At 35.2% G+C, this 22,824-nt stretch carries 17 protein-coding genes and 2 pseudogenes; 12 read left to right on the top strand and 7 right to left on the bottom strand.

The window, feature by feature from the left end:
* Nucleotides 1-36: 36 nt before the first annotated feature.
* Together LZ578_RS09180 and LZ578_RS09175 are read right to left on the bottom strand one after the other, a co-directional pair.
* Nucleotides 37-978, bottom strand: coding sequence for an IS3 family transposase (locus LZ578_RS09180; protein ID WP_235144867.1), 942 nt, complete (start codon nt 976-978; stop codon nt 37-39).
* Entirely contained in the window at nt 885-1,595 is a 711-nt protein-coding gene (locus LZ578_RS09175; RefSeq protein ID WP_235144866.1) for a helix-turn-helix domain-containing protein, read from the bottom strand. The genes LZ578_RS09180 and LZ578_RS09175 overlap by 94 nt, the downstream gene beginning before the upstream one ends.
* A 141-nt stretch (nt 1,596-1,736) precedes the next feature.
* Between LZ578_RS09175 and LZ578_RS09170 the strand changes: the two genes are divergently transcribed.
* Together LZ578_RS09170 and pepF are read left to right on the top strand one after the other, a co-directional pair.
* Complete coding sequence (locus tag LZ578_RS09170) at nt 1,737-2,759, top strand: competence protein CoiA (RefSeq protein ID WP_235144865.1); 1,023 nt, start codon at nt 1,737-1,739, stop codon at nt 2,757-2,759.
* Nucleotides 2,760-2,978: 219 nt separating this feature from the next.
* The gene (pepF, locus tag LZ578_RS09165; protein WP_235144864.1) at nt 2,979-4,793 is read left to right on the top strand and encodes an oligoendopeptidase F; all 1,815 of its coding nucleotides are present in this window, start codon (nt 2,979-2,981) and stop codon (nt 4,791-4,793) included.
* 91 nt (nt 4,794-4,884) lie between these two features.
* Here the strand turns inward: pepF and LZ578_RS09160 are convergent, their stop codons facing one another.
* The gene (locus LZ578_RS09160; protein ID WP_235144863.1) at nt 4,885-5,583 is read right to left on the bottom strand and encodes a DsbA family protein; all 699 of its coding nucleotides are present in this window, start codon (nt 5,581-5,583) and stop codon (nt 4,885-4,887) included.
* 270 nt (nt 5,584-5,853) lie between these two features.
* Nucleotides 5,854-6,435, bottom strand: coding sequence for a CYTH domain-containing protein (locus tag LZ578_RS09155; protein ID WP_235144862.1), 582 nt, complete (start codon nt 6,433-6,435; stop codon nt 5,854-5,856).
* Nucleotides 6,436-6,691: 256 nt separating this feature from the next.
* On the opposite strand from LZ578_RS09155, the gene LZ578_RS09150 reads away from it, so the two are divergent.
* From LZ578_RS09150 to mgtE, 5 genes are all read left to right on the top strand, one after another.
* A complete protein-coding gene (locus LZ578_RS09150) occupies nt 6,692-7,327 on the top strand; it encodes a GTP pyrophosphokinase family protein (protein WP_235144861.1) in 636 nt (211 codons plus the stop codon).
* A gap of 17 nt (nt 7,328-7,344) precedes the next feature.
* Nucleotides 7,345-8,175, top strand: a complete 831-nt coding sequence (locus tag LZ578_RS09145; protein WP_255763856.1) for an NAD kinase — start codon at nt 7,345-7,347, stop codon at nt 8,173-8,175.
* A 29-nt stretch (nt 8,176-8,204) separates the two neighbouring features.
* Nucleotides 8,205-9,161, top strand: a complete 957-nt coding sequence (locus LZ578_RS09140; protein ID WP_235144860.1) for an NAD(P)-dependent oxidoreductase — start codon at nt 8,205-8,207, stop codon at nt 9,159-9,161.
* Between the two features lie 154 nt (nt 9,162-9,315).
* Nucleotides 9,316-10,236, top strand: coding sequence for an RluA family pseudouridine synthase (locus LZ578_RS09135; RefSeq protein WP_235144859.1), 921 nt, complete (start codon nt 9,316-9,318; stop codon nt 10,234-10,236).
* 25 nt (nt 10,237-10,261) lie between these two features.
* Nucleotides 10,262-11,602, top strand: a complete 1,341-nt coding sequence (gene mgtE, locus LZ578_RS09130; RefSeq protein WP_235146439.1) for a magnesium transporter — start codon at nt 10,262-10,264, stop codon at nt 11,600-11,602.
* A gap of 61 nt (nt 11,603-11,663) precedes the next feature.
* Here mgtE and LZ578_RS09125 read toward each other — a convergent pair whose 3' ends face one another.
* Nucleotides 11,664-12,101: a GNAT family N-acetyltransferase gene (locus LZ578_RS09125; RefSeq protein WP_235144858.1), complete on the bottom strand. Its 438-nt coding sequence runs from the start codon at nt 12,099-12,101 to the stop codon at nt 11,664-11,666.
* 233 nt (nt 12,102-12,334) lie between these two features.
* Here LZ578_RS09125 and LZ578_RS09120 point away from each other — a divergent pair, with 233 nt between their 5' ends.
* The 5 genes and pseudogenes from LZ578_RS09120 to LZ578_RS09100 all read left to right on the top strand — a co-directional run bounded on the left by LZ578_RS09120 (nt 12,335) and on the right by LZ578_RS09100 (nt 19,940).
* Complete coding sequence (locus LZ578_RS09120) at nt 12,335-13,456, top strand: AI-2E family transporter (RefSeq protein ID WP_235144857.1); 1,122 nt, start codon at nt 12,335-12,337, stop codon at nt 13,454-13,456.
* A 217-nt stretch (nt 13,457-13,673) separates the two neighbouring features.
* Nucleotides 13,674-15,002 (top strand): annotated as a pseudogene (locus tag LZ578_RS09115) (FAD-dependent oxidoreductase); the annotation flags it as partial.
* Between the two features lie 241 nt (nt 15,003-15,243).
* On the top strand, nt 15,244-16,674 hold the full coding sequence (locus LZ578_RS09110; RefSeq protein ID WP_235144856.1) for a bifunctional UDP-sugar hydrolase/5'-nucleotidase: 1,431 nt from the start codon (nt 15,244-15,246) through the stop codon (nt 16,672-16,674).
* A 47-nt stretch (nt 16,675-16,721) separates the two neighbouring features.
* Nucleotides 16,722-18,083: a hemolysin family protein gene (locus LZ578_RS09105; protein WP_235144855.1), complete on the top strand. Its 1,362-nt coding sequence runs from the start codon at nt 16,722-16,724 to the stop codon at nt 18,081-18,083.
* Nucleotides 18,084-18,411: 328 nt separating this feature from the next.
* Nucleotides 18,412-19,940, top strand: a pseudogene (locus LZ578_RS09100) (peptide chain release factor 3).
* 57 nt (nt 19,941-19,997) lie between these two features.
* Here LZ578_RS09100 and LZ578_RS09095 read toward each other — a convergent pair.
* Both LZ578_RS09095 and LZ578_RS09090 read right to left on the bottom strand, forming a co-directional pair.
* Nucleotides 19,998-20,291 carry a DUF1827 family protein gene (locus LZ578_RS09095; RefSeq protein ID WP_235144854.1) on the bottom strand — a complete coding sequence of 98 codons (294 nt, stop codon included), beginning with the start codon at nt 20,289-20,291 and terminating at the stop codon, nt 19,998-20,000.
* Nucleotides 20,292-20,418: 127 nt separating this feature from the next.
* Nucleotides 20,419-22,626: an ATP-dependent Clp protease ATP-binding subunit gene (locus LZ578_RS09090; RefSeq protein WP_235144853.1), complete on the bottom strand. Its 2,208-nt coding sequence runs from the start codon at nt 22,624-22,626 to the stop codon at nt 20,419-20,421.
* Nucleotides 22,627-22,824 lie beyond the last annotated feature (198 nt).

Below are 22,824 nucleotides of genomic sequence, written 5' to 3'. Positions count from 1 at the left end.
CATGCATGTAAAAATGTGTGGTCTTTTTTGTAGTGTTTATGCAATCATTTGTAGAATCTTCTCTTCCGTAGGAATCGTTAACCCCATATTCAAAGTGACGCGTTCATTATTGAAGAACGCGATGTATGCCTTGATTTTCTGGTCTAAGTACGCTGATGTGTCAAACGTATCCAGGTTAAACATCTCCACCTTGAGCGTACCCCAAAAGCCTTCCATAGGGCCGTTGTCAATACATTTCGAGACGCGGGACATACTATGGATGATCTCGTGATTTTTAATCGTCTGGTTAAAAGCATGGGAGGTGTACTGGGAACCGCGGTCGCTATGGATCAGGGTGGTTTCAGGCTTTATATCACCCAAAATCTGCTTTAGTGTATCCAGTACTAACGGGTTGTCATTGCGGTGACTGGTTTTATAAGCCACGATTTTCTTTGACCCAAGGTCATAAATGGCGCTCAGGTAACGTTTCGTCCCGTTGGTCAACCGAAACTCCGTGACATCAGTCAGTAACTTCTCCATGGGATGCTCTGCGTGGAACTGACGGTTTAACAGATTCTCCGCTACATGTACGGCCTTGTGTGGCACATAGTTCTTTCTCTTCCGACGGATGACTGCTGCTATCCCCATGATTTTCATTAAGCGATGGATACATTTGTGATTCACTTCTGCTCTTCTAAAGAAGTTTAGAAAGATGGTCATTCTCCGGTAGCCGTAAATTCCTCCAAAAGCCTCATGGATCTCTTTAATCGCTCGCATTAATTTTAGGCGCTTCAATTCGGCTTCTGAAGGCTCACGTTTCAGCCATTTGTAATAGCTCGATCTGGCAATGCCCAGTATATCGCAAAGATGGGTAATCGGATATTTATGCTTTAATTCTTCAATAGTCAGATATTCCGCTTCTTGTCTGACTCCTGAGATTTGAGACTCCCAGCGATCTTTCGGCGCTTTTTTAAAGCATCGTTCTCCATCTCCAGCCATTTGTTTCTAGCTTTGAGTGTCTCTACTTCTGCTTTCAAACGTTCTTCCGCTGTTTGAATTTCTGTGGGCTTCCCGCGGCCCCGGTTGTCTTCCAGACCTTTCGGTCCATGCTTTTTGTATTTGTTCACCCAGGAATAAATGTTATTGTAACTTACCTGGTTTTTCTCCGCTGCTTCCTGATAAGTCAGGCGATTGTCGATGTAGTCTTCTACAATTTTTAATTTTTCTTCATATGTTTTTTTGATACCCGTCATGTGGTACACCTCAGATTTCGGAGAATACGTCTCATTCTCTTTTCCTTCAGTATACCGGTTTACCCATTTATTTACCGTTATTTTCGACGGAATGTTATATTTAATGGCTAAGTATGAAAAGCCGTAACCCGTCTGTAGATATTCAGCCACAATTTTCTGCTTGAATTCTTTCGAATAACTGCGGTAATTCTTTTGGTAGCGGATCCCTTCCATGCCATGGTCCTGGTACCGATGGACATAATTCATAAAAGTGGTGTTAGATAGTTTTAGATGGTGCTGATCGACAAGCGTTTGATAAGGAACACCCTTCAGGTGTAAACCAATGAAATGTAACAGTTCTGCCTCGGTATGTTTTCTAGCCATAGAAAAAAGCCCCTTTCAAAGTAGTTTGCTTTTTACAGTGTCTACTTTGAAGGGAGCTTATCAAATTCTTAGTTGCTTTTTTATTTTGTCTAAAAGGATATGAACTTTTTTAACGTATCTATTTCCTAGGAGGGGATTTAGGTGCTCTATGCAGAATTACAAAATGGTAAAAGAATAAATGCTATTGAATATAGCGTAGAACTTGAAAATTCAAAAGGTATACAAGTAGATTCTACCTTTTTTTGTCCAGGATGTAAGGAGAGAATATTTCTTAAAAATGGAAAGCAAAAGCTTGCTCATTTTTCTCATTATCGAGAGTCAGATTGTCATTCTTTTTCAGAAGGAGAGACACATGCTCACTTAACAGGAAAAATAAAACTATGGGAATGGTGTAAAAGCCAAGGTTTGTCTGTAGAGATGGAGGCGTGGTTGCCAACACTTCAACAACGACCTGATTTACTAGTCACACTCACTGAGAGTAAAAAAATTGCTATAGAATATCAGTGTAGCCCTATCTCCTTAAAAAAATTGAAAGAGCGTACGGAAGGATACCGTTCGATTGGGTATGAAGTGTTGTGGATTTGCGGGGTAGATTATATCCCTAGTACTCGGCTAAAGGATAAGCAAACTAATTTTTTTATATGGTCAGAAAATTTTGGCTGTTGTCTAACGTGTCTGGATAGCCACAAAGGGTTGTTATTACGTTATCGAGATTTTACTTTTAATCAATGGGATCAATTGGAATATCTAGTTGAAAAAGAGCCGCTAGAAAAACTAAATTTCATTGAGTTTTGGGAAGAGTGTACAGGAGAGAGGATAAAGAAAGAACAATTTTTAACAACCAGGAAGAGTCAAACACGAAAAATGATGAAGCCCTCAGAAAAAATATTTCTTCTTTATAGAAAAGATGAATCTCATAGAGCATTCCTGGAAAGAGTTTACTTAAACAGACAAACCGTACAGGGGTTGCCCGATCTTTTATTTACTTATCCGATAAAGTCAGTTTATTGGCAGACACCGGGATATATTTGGAAATATGCCTTTCTCTTTATGCTGCAAGATTTGGAGCAAGATGGAATAGTAAATACCGAGATGATTTTTTATTTTTTAAGCAGAGTAAAGAAAATCAGATCATCAAAGTACGACCGATGGGTTTTGTTCTAGATGAAATGTTTATTCAACCACTGCTTCTTTTTGTAAATGAATTAGTTGAGGAAGGAATTCTAATCGTTATTGGAGGAGGACTATGGCTACTCAACAGAAAAAAATTAAAAAGAATAATAAATAAATGAACAAAGAGATGTATGAACTTTAAAAAAGATTAAGATATGGTAAGATATTAAGTGGAAGTAATGAACGAAATATCATAAAGGAGGCACTTTAATGGCCGAAGTAAAACAGAATTTAAAAAGAAATGAAGTTCCTGAATCAATGACATGGGATTTAAGTGTAATTTATAAGTCTGACGAGGCATTTGAAACGGATTTAAAGGCTGTCAGTGAATTAGGAAAAGAAATGAAAAAACTACAAGGTAGCATCGGGGAAAGTAGCGATGCTCTTTTAGAGGGGCTCAAAACATTATTAAATGTGAATCAAAAATTAGAACGTGTTTATGTGTATTCACACTTAAAAAATGATCAAGATACTGCGAATAGTCACTATCAAACACTTCATGACAAAGCAGTTGCTGTTTTAACACAAGTGAGTGAAGCTTCTTCGTGGTTCCAACCTGAAGTATTGGCAATTCCAGAAGAAACCTTGCAAGAGTATTTAAAAGAAAATGAAGAATTGGGTGCATTTGAGCACTTACTGGATAGTCTTACTGCTCAAAGAGAACACGTATTAAGTGCACGTGAAGAAGAGTTACTTGCAGGTGCATCTGAATTATTTTCAGCACCAAGTCGTACATTCTCTGTTTTGAACAATGCCGACCTTGAATTTCCAAATGTAAAAGACGAAGACGGAAATGAAGTAAAATTAACACATGGTTTATTTGGTAAGCTGATGGAAAGTTCTAATCGGGAAGTACGAGAAGAAGCTTTTAAAACCCTTTATAAGACATATGAAGGGTTAAAAAATACATTTGCAACTACTCTATCTACTCATGTTAAGTCACATAACTATCAAGCTCGCGTAAGAAATTATAGTTCTGCAAGAGAAGCAGCGTTGTCTGGAAACCAAATACCAGAAAAAGTATATGATACTTTGTTGGAAGTTGTGAATGATCATTTACCTCTTCTTCATCGGTATGTTGATTTGCGTAAAAAACTATTGGATGTAGACCAATTGCACATGTATGATATGTACACACCGCTAACTGGTAAAGCTCCGATTGAATATACAATTGAAGAAGCACAAGCAGAAACCTTAAAGGCTTTGGAACCATTAGGGGAAGAATACCAACAAGTATTGAAAGAAGCTTTTTCAAATCGTTGGGTTGACTGGTTAGAAAACGATGGAAAAAGAAGTGGAGCCTATTCTTCTGGTTCTTATGATACGAACCCATATATCTTGATGAACTGGCAAGATTCTTTAAATCATCTATATACACTAGTACATGAATTAGGGCATAGTGTACACAGTTATCATACTCGAAATAGTCAACCATATGCATATGGAGATTATTCTATATTCTTAGCAGAAATTGCTTCAACTACGAACGAGAATATCTTAACGGACTATTTGTTAAAAACTCAAACAGATCCTAAAGTAAGAATCTACGTATTGAATCATTATCTTGATGGATTCAAAGGAACTATTTTCCGCCAAACACAGTTTGCAGAATTTGAACATTATATCCATCAACAAGCTCAAGAAGGAGTTCCATTGACGCAAGAATTTATGACTAACTATTATGGAGACTTAAATGCACGCTATTATGGACCAAGTGTTGAAAAAGACCCTGAAATTGCTTTGGAATGGTCTCGTATTCCTCATTTCTATTACAATTATTATGTGTATCAATATGCAACGGGCTTTTCTGCAGCAACGGCTTTATCTAAACGGATTTTAGATGGAGAAGAGGGTGCACTTGATAAGTATCTGACCTATCTTAAGTCAGGTAGCAGTGCGTATCCAATTGATGTAATGAAAAAAGCAGGCGTTGATATGACTGCATCAGCTTATTTGAAAGATGCAATGAAAGTCTTTGAATCTCGCTTGAATGAACTAGAGGAATTAATTTCTAAAACTAAATAACGAAAAAACGGCAGTTACCTTTCCAGGTAGTTGCCGTTTTTGTCTATAAACGCAATAAAGGAATTGTCATATTAAAAAGACAGTTCCTTTATTATTTAATTACACGAAGATATTCTTTTCCAATCATTCGAACATTTTCATTCATAAGCAATAAGTCTTTACTTTTAGATAATGCATCTGAATGATTAAAGGCTTCCTCGATTAAATCATATGTAATCGTATCTTCAAGTAAAACTCCGTATTGTTGATTATAGTTATCAAAAATAACTAAGGAAGGATTACATTGAATATTCATTTCTTGTGCAATGTGTTGATCCGCCTCATAACTGCTCTTAACGAAACCAGACTTTTTATCTTCAAAAAACATTTCTACATCTAATCTTGCATCAATTGCTACTTCTCTAAGTAAATCATTCCCGTATTCTCGGGGGTTTGTAGTTAGTTCTTTTTGCAATAGTAACAAGAAGTTTCTTCCACGTTTTTTACCTTGCATGAGAGCTGCTTTATAAGCCAAAGAGGCATCATAAATCGAATGGTACATTTGGTTTCTTAATTGTAAGTTATTAGGTGGGAGATTCAATCTCTTCATATATTGAGTTACAGTATTGAAGTTATGGAAAGTTATAAAACGAAAATGAATCTTAATATCTTCCCTATCTTCTATGAATCGTAAAACTTCCTGCTCGGTACGATAACACTTAAGACCGATTGGATTTACAAATAAATACAGTTCATAGATCTGTTGTGATGAAGAGATGGGAGTGGCATTTTTCTTTTGTTGTCTATACATATTATCCCTTCTTCTTAAACCCGACATCTTCTTGTTATTCATAGTGTAGCAAAAATAAAGGCTCTGCTAAAATGAAACGACTTTATAAATTCTATTCAAAATAAACTGTTGTTTTAAAGAATACAAGATAAGTATACACTCTAGAGTGAATATTTGTAAAATCTGAACAGGAAAATAGACTCACTTTTTACCATGTTGTTCACAATATAGTCAAATTTTAAAAATAGAACAGTCGCTTCCAAAAGGATAGCGAAACTGTTCCATTTTTGATTACTTATTAGGATAATTCAGCATTCTTGCTATTTTTTTTATAGCTTTTCTTTTTTTAATTTGATGCTTCGCAAGAAATTGTTCGAATTGAAATTTCCCACTTTCCACATCTTCTGTTTCAAATTCTAGTTCATAGTCCTTTTGATCTTGGTAGTAGCTCTCATCTAAAAAATACATTCCTCCTTCACCTGGAAAGGTATATCGAAGGGTAGAGAGTTTTCCTATAGGTTCTAGTTCACTAATCTTTATCCCGAACTCAGCTAATTTATCAGCCACATGGCCCTCTAGAGTTATGATTCCCTTATCTGCCATTACTGTAGCAGTTTCTAAATTTAGTTCATCAGTTGTTTCTAATTGTTCATTTTCAGAGATAGGAGATTTTAATGTTAATTCACCATAGTCATCAAAAAGGCGAATCCGAAGACCCATGTTTTGATTCTTCAACTGTTGAGTAGTCGTGTCAAAGTAAATATTCGTTTGTTGAATGGCTTCGTTTTCGTTTAATTGAAGATTTGCTAGTAATTCTTCATATTCTTCTTTAGTTAGTAGGTTTTTGAATTCTTTTTCAATTTGTTGACTCAAAGGAGCCACATCCTTTCTTGGATCCATATAATTTTTTATAAGTGCAGAATGCTTGTATGTAAAAAAAACTTGTAGTAATCGTTACTATTGATATTGTAGCATAGGTTTGACATATCAGTTAGTAAAAGAGAATAGATAAAAGATTTAGAGAATGAAAATAAAATTCTTTAAATACTAGACGGAAGGTTTCAGAATGTTCTTCCAGTATGATAAGATAATGGTGTACTTTAATGATAGTAGGGATGGATGATTATATATGAAAAATGAACCTATTACAGATTGGAATGCATTTCTAGCACCTTACGGACAAGCTGTAGAAGAGTTGAAGGTAAAGCTAAAAGGAATTCGCAAACAATATCGGGAGAACAATAATCACGCTCCTATTGAATTCATTACAGGTAGGGTAAAAACAAAAGAAAGTGTTTTAGAAAAAGCTGAAATACGTGAAATTTCTCTAGATCGATTGGAAGAAGATATCCAAGACATTGCCGGTATTAGGATTATGTGCCAGTTTGTTGAGGATATTCATGAAGTAGTGAAGTTATTACATGCCCGTAAAGACTTTGAAATTGTTATTGAACGGGATTACGTAACGAATAAAAAAGAAAGCGGATACCGTTCTTACCACATGGTAGTGGAGTATCCAGTTCAACGTGGAATGGATGTAAAAAAAGTACTTTGTGAAATACAAATACGTACTTTAGCTATGAATTTTTGGGCAACTATTGAGCACTCTCTAAACTACAAATATCGTGGGGAGTACCCAGAAGAACTTCATGCCCGCTTAATTCGTGCTGCAGAAGCTGCCTCGTTATTAGATAAAGAAATGTCTGAAATTCGAGAAGAAGTAAAAGAAGCGCAAGTATATTTTGCGGACAAAAAGAAAAATTAGAGTGGGGGGTTGCTCAGGTGAGAGTAGCAGTGGTTCATAATGATAGCAAACCTTCTGTTGAGTTGGCAAAAGAATTTTTTAAAAAATGTAAAAAAGCGTACATTCAAATTGATGAAGAAAACCCTCAACTAGTCGTTACGATTGGTGGAGATGGCACGTTGTTGTCTGCTTTTCATAAATACCAACATCTTCTCAACACAGTTCGATTTGTAGGGATCCATACAGGTCACTTGGGATTCTATACGGATTGGCGTGATTACGAACTAGATGAGTTATTTGAAAGTTTAAAGCGTGACGAAGGTGAAAGTGTTAGCTATCCATTATTAGATGTGAGAGTTGAATATGAAAATGAAAAAGAATCAGAAACATTCATTGCATTGAATGAAGCGGTATTAAAAAAGTTTGATGGAACGATGGTCTGTGAAATTTTTGTTAAGGGTGAGCTGTTTGAAACGTTTCGAGGAGATGGTGTTTGTGTGTCTACTCCAACAGGCTCTACGGGGATCAGCAAGTCCTTAGGTGGTGCGGTTATTCACCCAAGGACGGAAGCTATTCAGTTAACAGAAATGGCATCTCTCAATAATCGTGTGTATCGTACTCTTAGTTCTCCTATGATTATTGCAAAAGATGAATGGATTGTCATTAAACCGATTCAAGGAGATGGCCTCATTCTTTCCGTTGATAATCTTACTTTTCCGAATAGGAAAATAAAGAAAATTATTTACCGAATTGCTAGAGAGCGAGTACATTTTGCTCGTTACCGCCATACACATTTTTGGAATCGTGTTGAGAATTCATTTATTGGAGCATTGAATCGTGATGAAAAGAATTTTCAAGAGCATTCATAACAACCTGCAAAAGGAAGGAGAAAATATCATTGAATGAAAATAAAACGGTCTTATTCAACCAAGAACTAAAAGAAGAACAAATGAAAAGTCTAAAAGAAATTTTTTCAGAATATCAAGTTTCTACAGATTATCATGATGTCTCTGATTTGGAAAACGTAGAAGTCATCTTTCATTGGAATAAAAAAATGACTGAGTTATGGAAACAGGGTAAATTTCCTAAACTTAAATGGGTACAAGTAATTTCAGCGGGGGTCAATTCAGTTCCTCTTTCTGATTTTCGTGAAAAAGGGGTTATTCTTACAAATGCTTCTGGTATTCATAAATACACCATTAGTGAGCATGTAATCGGAATACTTCTTTATCAGATGCGTAGCCTATCAAAAGTAGTGGAAAACCAAGAAAATAAAGATTGGAATCAAGATGTATCGATCCAACAACTGTATGGTAAAACAATGATTATTGTTGGAGCGGGGCAAATTGGGAGACAGCTTGGTAAATTAGCAAAAGTTTTTGGTATGAAGACGATAGGTGTTAATCGTAGTGGTAATGAAATTGAAGAAACGGATCAGACGATTACACAAGAACGCTTGAAAGAAGTTCTTGGTGAAGGTGATATTATCGTAAGCATCTTGCCTCAAACACCTGAAACAATAAATTATTTTTCTAAAGATCTTTTTGAAAAAATGAAAAAGGGAGTTCAATTTGTTAACGTTGGACGAGGAACTTCTGTAGTAGAAGAAGATTTACTTGAAGCGTTAAATAATGGAACGGTATCGTTTGCAGCTTTAGATGTTTTTCAAACAGAGCCCTTGAATGAGTCAAGTCCCTTATGGGATCATGAGAACATATTGATCACGCCACATATTTCTGGATCCGTTGAACATTTTAGGGATGCATTGTTTGCTGTTATGGAGCCGAATGCGATATCCTATGTTACAGAAGGAAAAGTAAGCGTAAATAAAATTAGTTATGAAAGAAATTACTAATCAATAATCAATGAAAAAATAATCAATAATTTTCCTGCGGAGAATATTCTGCAGGTTTTTTATTGACCAAAACTAGATATTATTTGTTCCATTCTCTACTTTCCTATATGATTAGGGAGAAAAATTTTTGGATAAATAAAGAGGAGTACACGTAGTGATTTATGAATGGAAGTACGAAGGCGAGCAACAAAGACTACTAAAAAACTTTTTAAGGGAACAAGGAATCTCGAAAAAATTATTAGCTAAAATAAAATATCATGGCGGTACTATATGGCTAAATGGTGAAGAAAGAAATGTCTTGGCCCATATGCAAAAAGGAGACCATGTAAAAATACTGATTCCTGATGAAGGAGAGCATGAAACCACTGTTCCCGTATATATTCCTATTGAAATTCTATATGAAGATCAACATTTTCTAATTGTGAATAAACCTTCGGGTGTTGCATCCATTCCCTCTCGGCAACATCCTCACTTGTCAATGGCTAATCGAGTAAAAGGGTATTACAAGACTCAAAACTATGTGGACCAAGTGATTCATATCGTTACTCGATTAGATCGGGATACGACAGGAGCGATGCTTTTTGCTAAAAGTGGCTATGTACATTCACAGATGGATAAGATGATTCGCAATAAAACCATTGATAAAATGTATACGGCAGTTCTTTCTAGTCCAGGTAGCTTAGAAGAAGTGCATGGGGTCATTGATGCCCCTATCGGAAGGACAGATGATTCGATTATTACTCGCATGGTACGAGAAGGTGGTAAAGAAGCCCTAACGGAATACTGGATAAAAGAGAAATATCAAGAAGGAATTGTAGCAAGTGTTAAATTGCACACGGGGAGAACCCATCAAATACGGGTACATTTCACTCATATGGGAGCTCCTTTGCTAGGAGATGACTTATACGGTGGTACGTTGGATCCCGTTATGCAACGTCAAGCTTTGCACTGTACGAAACTTTCTTTTGTTGATCCCTTTACCGAAAAATTAGTGACGGTTGAGGCTCCATTTCCAGAAGATTTTAAAGAATGGATCATCAAACAAGAAAAACAAGGAGGAAGAGATAGTGAGTGAACCACAATATGATGTTGATATAAATATGGAAACACAACGACTTCAAACCATCTTGCAATTAGAAGATATGAAATCGTTCCGAGAAATCTTTTTATCGTATCCTTTATATGATCAAGCACAAATGTACGTACGTTTTACACCTGAAACAAGAATACAAATGTATAACTATTTATCTCCACAAGAGATGGCTAATATGTTTGAAATTCTAGAAGAAGATGTGGAATCAATTGAAAAGTACATTGTTGAAATGAATAAACAATATGCTGCAGATATGCTAGGTTCAATGTATACGGATAATGCAGTTGATATGTTGAAAGAACTGAATCCCGATTTAATTCCTAAATATTTACGTTTAATGGATCCAGAGGAAGCAGCCGAAATTAGTGAAGTTATTGATTATAAAGATGAAACAGCCGGAGCCATTATGACGACGGAATTTATTTCTGTTTTTGAAAATCAAACGGTTCGTGCAGCGATGGCTTATATAAAAAGCAAAGCTTTCGATGCGGAAACAATTTATTATATTTATGTAGTAGGAGAGATAGGACAACTTGTTGGAGTTCTTTCTCTGCGTGATTTAATCGTCCATGAAGATGACAAGTTAATTTTTGAAATTATGAGTGATCGTATTATTACTGTAAACGTGGACGAAGATCAAGGGGATATTGCTAGAGTGGCACGAGACTATGACTTTCTAGCCTTGCCCGTAATAGATGAAAACAATATTTTATTAGGAATCATTACGGTCGATGATATTTTAGACGTTATCCATGAAGAACATACCAGTGATTATTCTGGACTAGCTGCAGTTGATGTCGATGAAACGACAGTTAACCCCTTTATAGCAGCTTCTAAACGTTTACCATGGCTTATTACTCTATTGTTCTTAGGAATGGGTACATCAAGCTTGATTAGTCAATACGAGGAGTTAATTGCTAATGCAGCAGTTCTATCTGTATTTGTTACCTTAATTACGGGAACTGCTGGAAATGCGGGCACACAATCATTAGCAGTAGCAGTCCGAAAATTAGGAAATGCGGACTCTGAGAGTAGAAGTTGGGGGAAAGTCCTGTTGCAAGAGTTGGAAACAGGACTCATCTCAGGAGTGGTGACGGGAGCTACGATTACGATTGTTATTGGGATTTGGCAGAATAACTTTATTTTAGGTAGTATTATTGGTTTTTCCATGTTAGCAGCTATTACGGTAGCAAACTTAGCAGGGAGTCTCATTCCTTTATTAATGGATCGAATTGGATTTGATCCTGCGGTTGCAAGTGGACCTTTTATTTCTACTTTCAGTGACTTGACTAGTGTGTTGATTTATTTTAATATTGCTCAATATTTTTTAGAGATGATCGTTGGTTAAAGTAAAAAGCCTCAGACCCCTTCCATAAAAAGGAGGGATCTGAGGCTTTCTTGCATATAAACTAGCAAATTTTTTCCATATCATGATGCAGAATACCTGCTTCTTCATACTCTTCTCCAATGATGGAGTATCCTAAGCGTTCATAAAAAGGAAGAGCATGATTTTGAGCACCTAAAATGAGTGTAGTATATTCTTTCTCACGAGCGATTAGTTCTATTTGTTGCATAAGTTCTTCCCCGTACCGTTTTTTACGCTCTTCTCTTAACACCGCAACCCTTTGAATTTTTAAAATAGTAGAAGATACAGGATAGAGACGAGCAGTCGCAACCGCTTTTTTTAACGGATTATAAGCTACAAGATGGATGCATAGACTTTCTTTTTCATCTATTTCAATAGCGGGATCCACATGTTGTTCACTAATAAAGACGGTTCTGCGTATTTGCAATGAATCTTTGTAGATGGGAGAGTTGGTATCGAGCGTGTAATCGAAAGTTAACATGTGATTCCTCCTTTTCTTTTTAGATGATTTTAATTATACGTTCTAAAAAGTGATTTGTTAATACAAAATAAGGAAGATTGAATAAAAGTTATGAAAAAAACAATTATATTTTGATGTTAAATCATCTGGATTCCTCTATACTAGGAATTGAAGGTAATATTTTTCATTTTGAAAGGAGTAGGCTAAGATTATAAATAAAATCAAAAAATTATCAGAGAAAGAGCCGCTAAGATATGAATAAAACCAAAAAGGAAAACCTAATGTTTTGGTCTATCTGGCTATTAGTTATTGCTTCTTTAATATTTATTTCCACTCAGATTAGTTTTATTTTTTCACCAATAGGTACTTTCGTACAAACTTTATATCTTCCAATTTTTATTGCAGGATTTCTTTATTATATTTTTGAACCCTTAGTAGGACTATTGAATGAAAAGTTTTCCATCAAACGAATTTGGGGAATTGTGGCTGTGTTAATTTTTCTGATCATCATTACGATCCTTACATTTGGTTCATTAATCCCTTATTTGATTACACAAATAACGGAGCTTATAAAAAACTTTCCGACTATTTTTGAATTTTTCTCTGATTATTATGATAGATTAATGGAACAGGAATGGCTTCAAGGCTTGCACTTAGAAAATCAGATCACACAATTAGGTAATGATTTTCAAAATACATTAACGCGTTTTTTATCGGGACTAACCAGTAGTATTGGGAAATTACTAACAACATTAGCGAATGGCTTTATTTTACTTTTTATAATCCCTTTTCTTTTGTTCTACATGTTAAAAGATGGAGAAAAACTATCCTCAGGAATTATTAAAGTTTTTCCAAATCAATATAGAACGGATATTCTTCACATTTTACATGATATGAATATAACCATAGCGAATTACATCAGTGGTCAAGCTGTCATATCCCTGTTAGTTGGTACTGGAACTTTTATTGGTTATCTAATTATTGGCTTACCGTACGGTTTCCTTTTATCTCTTTTCTCAGCAGTTACCAATATTATCCCGTATATTGGGCCATATTTTGGATTAATTCCAGCTGTTTTGATAGCATTAACGATTTCCCCCTTAAAAGCTACTTGGGTTTGTATTATTGTATTGCTTGTCCAACAAATTGATGCAAATATTTTAAAACCAAATATTTTAGGGAAAAATTTAGATATCCATCCATTAACAATTATTATTATTTTACTAGTTGCTGGAAAAATGTTTGGATTATTAGGCATGTTAGTTGAATTCCTGCTTATGCGGTCATTCGTACCGTCATTATGCATGTTTACCAATTTATTCAGAAACAGAAAAGTAGACAAATGGAAGAGGGAAATCCCTTTCAATAGTCAATAAATTGCTTTTATTGACTATTTTCTTAGTACAGTTGAAACGTATTGTTTGCATTTTATTTTTGAAGCCTTATAATCATAGGGTACAGAACTTGACAGTTAGTTTGTGCAAAAAATCATAAGTCAATCGAATCGGCGCTTTATTCCTTGCAGTAAAATGCTTGAAAAGTATGTTGTTGATTTGTTTACTATATATTATATTAATTCTAGGAGGATTTACCATGAAAGTTATAGTAGTAGGATGTACACATGCAGGAACATCTGCAGTAAAAACAATTCTTTCAGAAAACCCAAACACAGAAGTGAAGGTATATGAAAGAAACGATAATGTTTCCTTTTTATCATGTGGAATTGCTTTATATGTAGGTGGAGTTGTAAAAGATCCAGCAGGACTGTTTTATTCTAATCCAGAGGAATTGAAATCTCTAGGCGCAGACGTGAACATGAAACATAATGTTACCAATATTGATACAAAAACTAAAAAAGTTACTGTAGAAAATATGACAACTGGTGAAGAGTTCGAAGATTCCTACGACAAATTAGTTCTAACAATGGGTTCTTGGCCAATCATTCCTCCAATTGACGGAATCAACAGTAAAAATGTAGTACTTTGTAAAAACTATAACCAAGCAAAAGAAATCATCGAACGTAAAACAGACAAACAAAAAATTACGGTTGTTGGCGGAGGATACATCGGTATCGAGCTTGTAGAAGCATTTGCTAATGATGGAAAAGACGTAACGTTAATTGATGGTCTAGATCGTATTTTGAATAAATATCTTGATCCTGAATTTACAGAAGTTTTGGAAGAAGAAATCGGCAATCACGGTGTTAAAATTCAATTGAATGAAATGGTTCAAGGATTTAAAGACAATGAAGCTGGAGACAGAACAACTGTTGTTACAAGTGGTGGAGAGTACGAGTCAGAAATGATCGTTCTTTGTGTAGGATTCCGTCCTAGTACCGAACTTGTAAAAGGCCAAGTTGAAATGTTAGGTAATGGAGCAATCATCGTAGATGATTACATGCAAACAAGTGTACCAGATGTATATGCTGCAGGAGATAGCTGTGCAGTGAATTACAATCCAAACAACGGACATGCTTATATTCCATTAGCTACTAATGCTGTACGTATGGGCTTCCTTGTAGGTAAAAATATCAATGGTCCAAAAATGAAATACCGTGGTACACAATCTACTTCTGGTCTTCACCTATTTGGATATAACATTGGTTCTACAGGAGTAACTGATTCTAGTTCAGCTAACTTTGGTTTAAAAACCAAATCTGTCCTATTTGAAGATTACTACCGTCCAGAATTCATGCCAACAAATGAAAAAATATTGATGAAATTGGTATACGAAGAAGGAACAACACGTATTGTTGGTGGTCAAGTAATGTCTAAATATGATATTACTCAATCAGCAAATACTCTTTCTTTAGCTATTCAAAATAGAATGACGATTGAAGATTTGGCATTGGTAGACTTCTTCTTCCAACCTCATTTTGACCGTCCTTGGAACTACTTGAACTTGCTAGCACAAAAAGCTCTAGTTCAAGAAGATCAATTAAATGTAGTGGATGTTGAGAGTTTCAATACTGCTACCGAACATGCAGACCAAATTACTGAAAATATCATCGAGTAAAATTTAAAAGTTATACTAAATAGAGAGGTTGGACTTTTGTCCAACCTCTCTATTTTTTATGATCCATTTATCCTTTTGTGAATGATTTGTTATCGTTCTATTCGTTGCTGTGATACACTAAGTGAAAGATGTTTTTGGAGGAGAAAATATGTCTAAAAACCTTACTGTTGTTCAAATAAATGATACTCATGGTTACTTAAAACCTCACAATGAAATTTTTTTTTCAGCAGAAGGAATTTCTTTTTCCGAAGCTGGTGGGTATGCTCGTATAAAAACAATTATTGAAGAATATAAACAAAAAGGACCTACTATTGTTTTAGACAATGGGGACACTATTCATGGAACGTATGAAGTTGTCCAAGAAAAAGGTTGGAATATGGTACCTATTCTAAATGAAATAGGTATTCAAGCAATGACTTTTCATTGGGATATTGGATATGGGCCTAAAAATTTAAAAAACATTTCTCAAGCATTGAATTATCCTATTCTTGCAATTAATGTTTATGAAGAGGATACAAATAAATTAGTATTTGATCCTTATCGTATTTTTGAGATAGGCGGATTATCCATTGGAGTGATTGGGATTGCCTGTAATATTGTTGATAAAACCATGCCCGACTCTTTTAGTAAAGGGATTTATTTTACGTTAGGAAAAGAAGAGTTACCTACATATATCGAAAAACTTCAACAACAAAAAGTGGATGTCATTATCGTTTTATCACACCTAGGATTTCCACAAGATCATCAATTGATGAGTGAGGTTGAGGGTGTTGATATCTGTTTAAGCGGTCATACGCATAATCGAATGGAGAAAAGTATCCAGGTTGGTGAAACAACCATTATCCAATCGGGGTCACAAGGATCTTTTGTCGGTATATTAGAAATGACAATAGATTCATCTGTTAAAGTAGTAAGATACAAATTGTTACAAATTGATGATTCTATTCCAGAGGACCCAAAAATAAAAAAACTAGTTGAAGCAGCAGTTTCTCCGTATACAGATTACCTAGACCAAATGATTGGTCAAACGGAAGTCGATTTATTCAGAGGCTTAAATTCTGAAAGTAGTATGGATCAATTTTTGTTAGAAGCAATTATACATACTACAAATGCAGATATTGCTTTTTCAAATGGTTGGCGATATGGTGCACCTATTTCGAAGGGTTCTATAACAATGAGGGATTTGTATCAGATGGTTCCGATGAATCCAATCATATCATTGGTAGAATTGACAGGTTCAGAGATCTATCAGATGATAGAAGAAAACCTTGAAAATACCTATGCTAAAGATCCATTTAATCAGATGGGCGGCTATGTGAAAAGAGCTAGTGGTATTCATACGTATTTAAAAGTGGAAAATCCTAAAGGAACTCGAGTTATGAAACTATTTATAGATGATGAGGAAGTTATTTTTGATAAAATATACCAAGCTGCTTATATAACAAAGCAAGGGGTTCCTAAAAAATATGGTCAGAATCATCGTTTTACAGAAATAAAGACCATTCAAGCAATGATACAGTTCTTAAAAGAAAAAGGAGCGTATCAAAGTGAGTTTAAAAATACATTCACAAACATTTAGTAGTCTTATAAAACGAAAACGTAGTGTTAAAAGGAGAAAAGGAATATATGAATGTTGACCCCGGTAATCAGAAGCTGATAGGGCAACTGTTGTTAATCGTTGTGCTGACTTTAATCAATGCTTTTTTTGCTTCGTCAGAAATTGCTTTTGTATCGCTCAATAAAAACAAAGTAGCTAATGAAGCAATTAAAGGAGATAAGAAAGCACGAAAAGTATTAGCCTTGTTAGATAACTCGGATGATTTCCTAGCAACTATCCAAGTAGCCATTACTTTTGCGGGTTTTCTTTCCAGTGCAGCAGCAGCGAGTACATTTGTGGAAAAGCTACAACCATACTTTAAAGGATTTGCTGGCAGCCAACAAATTGCATTGATAGCTGTTACTTTTATTTTATCGTATGTTTCTTTGGTCTTTGGAGAACTTTATCCCAAACAGGTTGCTATGCAACGTCCAGAGGAGATTGCTTATGCAGGAGCGGGAGCAATCTCTTTGATACAAAAATTATTAAAGCCTTTTATTCGGTCTCTTTCATTTTCTACCAGACTACTCGAACGTGTTGTACCGATTGAATTTAATGATGATCAAGACATGTATACACGTGAAGAAGTAAGAGGGTTATTGCAAAGAAGTAGTGAAGCAGGAACGATTGAAGCAGCTGAATTCAACATGCTAAAAGGTGTACTAGCGATGGATAATAAGCTTGCACGTGAAGTGATGGTTCCACGAACCGATACTTTTATGCTAGATGTAAAAGATTCTACACATGAAAATATACAAGCAGCTTTAGATTCTCCCTTTACGAGAATTCCAGTATATGATGATGACAAGGATGAAATTATTGGAGTCCTTCATTTAAAAAACTTATTAAAAGAATCTAGAAGTACTTCCTTCGAAGAAATTAATATTCGGAAGATTTTGAATGACCCTTTATTTGTTCCAGAAACGATTACGACAGAAGATTTAATGGCATTTTTAAAGAAAAGCCACAATCAATTAGCAATTTTACATGATGAGTATGGAGGTTTTGTAGGAATTGTTACTCTGGAAGATATTTTGGAAGAAATAGTAGGGGATATCCAAGATGAGTATGATGAGAGCTTTGTTTTAATTGAAAAGAAAAAGGATAACTACTTTGAAGTAGACGGTACAACACCTCTTTATCGTTTTAATGATTTCTTTGGAACTCATCTTGAATCAACACTGGTTGATACCATTGCTGGATACTTATTAACGGAATTAGGAGATTTTCTTGATAATGGAGAAGGGATGAGTATTGAAAAAGAAGGGCTTCGAATAGCAACGTTAGAATTTGAAAATAAAAGACTAGCTAAAATAAGTGTTACGTACTTAGAAAACTCAGCTAAAACATTTCAAGAGCGTCTGGTTGTCGAAGAAAAAACAAAAAGGTAAGAATGGGCACTATAAAACAAATAACGGTAGAAGACGTACACAGGCGGTGCTGATTAATCGGCGCCGTTTATGTGGATTGATGCTCCAATTGCTAATCTTGCTTCGCTAGTCCTTGTTAGAAAGATTGCTTTCATATATAATAACAAAGGCCACTCGATAGATGGAATATTTTTTAATCTGTCAAGTAAGTGAGGAAGTTTAGTCTATAAGTAGATGCTTCTTTCGATTTTTTAATGAAAGAACGTTCATAACCAATACAGTAAGAGAAGAAAGGAATACCTATGAAACAAACACTAGAAAGTAAAGTAAAAAAAGAAAAACATTTGCCATCATTTCTCACCCGGATGCTGGTAAAACAACGATTACAGAACAATTACTATTATTTGGGGGAGCAATTCGTCAAGCAGGAACGGTAAAAGGAAAAAATCAGGAAGATTTGCAAAATCAGACTGGATGGAAATCGAAAAGAAACGGGGAATTTCCGTAACGAGTTCCGTTATGCAAGTAGATTATGCTGGTTATCAAATCAATATCTTGGATACTCCTGGACACGAAGATTTTTCAGAAGATACGTATCGAACCTTGATGGCTGTCGATAGTGCCGTGATGGTGATTGATAGCGGAAAAGGAATTGAACCGCAAACAAAGAAACTTTTCAAGGTTTGTCGGATGAGAGGTATTCCCATTTTTACATTCATTAATAAAATGGACCGTGATGGGTTAGAACCATTGGATTTAATTACTGAATTGGAAGAAGTATTGGAAATAGATGCTTATCCAATGAATTGGCCTATGGGAATGGGAAAAAACCTCCTTGGCCTATATGATATTTATAATCATCGAGTTGAATTGACTCATCCAGAACAAAATGAAGACAATGACTTTTTACCACTTAATGAAGAGGGGGAAATCGAAGGGGATTACTCGGTTACTACTTCTAGCATTTATACACAAGCCGTTGAAGATGTTTTGTTATTAAATGAAGCTGGAAATGAGTTTTCAGAAGAAAAAATTGCTAAAGGAGAATTGACTCCAGTATTCTTTGGTTCTGCTTTGACTGGTTTCGGAGTTCATACATTCTTGGATGCCTTTATCGACTTTGCCCCTAATCCGAGTGCTCATCAAACGGAAGAAGGGGAGTTGGTTGATCCAGCACAAGAAGATTTGACTGGATTTATCTTTAAAATACAAGCGAATATGAATCCAGCTCACCGAGATCGAATTGCATTCTTGCGTATTTGCTCCGGGGAGTTTCAACCAGGGATGGATGTAACCATTGCTCGGACGGGTAAGAAAATGAAATTATCTCATACAACTCAATTTATGGCAGACTCTAGAGGCCAAGTTGAGACGGCCGTGGCTGGAGATATTATTGGTCTGTATGATACTGGAAATCTTCAAATTGGAGATACTCTTTATGTGGGTAAAGATAAGATTCACTTTGAGGAACTACCTCAGTTTACACCTGAATTATTTATGAAAGTAACTCCTAAAAACGTTATGAAGCAAAAATCCTTTTATAAAGGGGTAAAGCAGTTAGTGCAAGAGGGAGCCATTCAACTTTACAAAACGTACCATACAGAAGAATTTATACTAGGTGCTGTAGGTCAATTACAATTTGAAGTATTCCAATACCGTTTGTTAAATGAATACAAATCAGAAGTAGAAATGACGCCACTAGGTTCTAAAATTGCTAGATGGATTGATCCTGAGAACTTGGATACGAATATGTCTTCTAGTAGAAATCTACTATGTAAAGATCGTTTTGATCATCCAGTCTTCTTATTTGAGAATCAATTTGCACTTCGTTGGTTTGAAGATAAATATCCAGAAACAAAATTACGAGCTTTACTATAATCAGCGTATAACAAAAAGCCTTCCAAAATTTGGAAGGCTTTTTGTATACAGTAAGAACTAGGTAAGTGAAGCTTGATTTCTTATGTAGGATAACTCTACAAAGTTATGCCCGTGCATGACTTCGACTTCATCAGCGGTTAATTGCATTAGTTTATTTAAAACAAAGTCAATTTCATTTTGTTTAATTCTACGATCACGATTAAGCAGGATAATATCTTCATGAGCGGGAGCCCCTGTATATATGACGGTTGTTTGCCCTAGTGAGTATACTTTAACAAAAGAGGCGTCAGTATTTGATAGTTGTTCTCTGACAAGTTCAGCATGGCCGTTCGTTACATCGATTAGTTTCATAGAAAACACCTCAAACTTTATTGGATTTTAATCTATTATAGCCTTTTTGTTCAAATAGTGAAAGGAAGAAAGCGTCTTAATGTCAATAAAAGAGCAATCTTATTAAAAAGATTGCTCTTTTATATGTTTATACCTTTTTTTCTATTGGTTGGGTAACTCGTTCATCGATAATGATGGAACCATTGTCATCAACATCAAAATTAATATTTTTTGTATGAGGATCATCTAAGTAGTAATCGGCTACTTGGTCTTCAATTTGTTCCTGAATGATACGACGTAAAGGTCTTACACCCATGGTTGTACTATAGCCAAGGTCAATCAGTTTCTCTTTAGTTGCATCATTGACCGTAATGTGAATTTCTTTATCAACTAACACGTTATTTAGTTCTTCTAACATGAGCGTCAAAATAGAAAACAGATTTTCTTTAGAAAGCGAGTTGAATTCAACAATCGCATCAAATCTATTAATAAACTCAGGTTTAAAATAATTATTTAAACGATCTAAAACGGAATTTGTTTTACCAGATAGTGCGGCACCAAATCCAACGTTAGCTTCTTTTGTCCCAGTTCCTGCATTACTCGTCATGATAATTACCGTATCTTTGAAACTTACAGTACGACCTTGAGAATCGGTCAGACGACCATCTTCAAGAATTTGGAGGAATAGATGCATCGCATCTGGATGAGCTTTTTCAATTTCATCTAATAAGACAATGCTATATGGATTTCTTCTAACTTGTTCTGTTAGTTGTCCAGCTTCATCGTATCCTACATATCCCGGAGGCGACCCAATTAATTTGGAAACAGCATGTTTTTCCATATATTCACTCATATCAAAACGAATAATAGAATCTTCTGTACCAAACATTTCATTTGCTAATTGTTTTGCAAGTTCTGTTTTACCAACTCCTGTTGGACCAACAAACAAGAAACTACCGATAGGACGGTTTTTACGCCCAAATCCAATTCGATTTCTACGAATGGCTTTTGCTACTTTGTCCACAGCCTCGTCTTGCCCAATTACATGTTGTTTTAGGTCTTTGTCTAAGTTGCGTAATTGCTCATTTTCTTTTTCTAATAAATCACCAACAGGTATATTCGTTTTAACTTCAACAATTTTTTGAATGTCTTGATGAGTAACCGTTAGCTCTTGATCTAAATTTTGTGGGTTTTCTTTCATTTTTTTAAGATTAGAGATTTGATCTCGATAATAGGCTGCTTTTTCGTAATCTTCTGCATGAAGAGCTGCTTGTTTTTCAGTTTCAGCTACAGCCATTCGTTCATCAATTTCTTTTGGATCAACTATTTTCATAGTTAAATTCTTTTTTGAACCCGATTCATCTAATAAATCGATTGCTTTATCAGGTAAGTAGCGATCTTGTATATAACGATGGGAAAGATTTACTGCAGCTTCTAGAGCTTTATCCGAATAACTAACTTTATGATAATCCTCATATTTCGGACGAATGCCTTTCAGTATAATTAATGTTTGTTCTGGCGTTGGTTCACTTACTCGGACTGGTTGGAAACGTCTCTCTAGCGCAGCGTCTTTTTCGATTTTACGATATTCATTTAAAGTAGTTGCACCAATTAATTGTATTTCACCTCGAGCGAGAGCGGGTTTTAGGATATTACCTGCATCCATACTTCCTTCAGCGCTTCCTGCTCCTACAATTTCGTGAATTTCATCAATAAACAAGATAATTTGTTTGTTTTCCCGTACTTCGTCCATCAATTGCTGCATCCGTTCTTCAAACTGTCCACGAATTCCGGTGCCTTGAACTAAAGATACAACATCCAAACGGATCACTTCTTTATCTAGAAGTTTATGAGGAACCTCACCATCAACAATTTTTTGAGCAAGACCTTCTACCACTGCTGTTTTACCAACACCAGCTTCACCGGTGAGTACAGGGTTATTCTTGCTACGTCGATTGAGAATTTCAATAATTCTAGTAATTTCGCTATCTCTACCAATTACAGGATCGATAGCACCTTGACGAGCTAATTCAGTAAGGTTTACTCCATATTTGTTGAGTAATTCACCACCATTATTACCACCTTTTCCGGAGCTAGTTGCTTGTGAGGAAGGTTGATTTGACTGGCTTTTAAGTTGTTCTTCTTGATATTGTCTCATTCTATTTTCAAAATCATTGAAATTAAAAGAAGGGTTACCCGGCGATAAATTAAAAAATGTATGTGAATGATCTTTACTTTGCATCGCTTTCCATTGTTGGTAACAGTTTTGACACAGATCAATTTTCTGTGTCTTCCCATTCATACTTGCATATAAATGGATGGATGCTTCATTTTTTCCACAATTAATACATTTCATATGATAAACATCCTTTCTCTTTTTATATATATTTTTTTGATCAGTTATCAAAAAGGTTGACATACCTGACTAATACTGACCTTATGACTTGTATTATACACTGACCTATTTTGACTTTCAAGTCTTTTGATTTAAACTTTTTATTAAATTAAAAAACTAGTTAATAGTTGTATATTGACCATTTTTTAGAAAAAAAAC

The sequence above is a fragment of the Jeotgalibaca sp. MA1X17-3 genome (assembly GCF_021513155.1).
Lineage (GTDB): Bacteria > Bacillota > Bacilli > Lactobacillales > Aerococcaceae > Jeotgalibaca.
The sequence above is the reverse complement of the archived record's forward strand: the minus strand, read 5'-3'. Positions and strand labels throughout refer to the sequence as shown.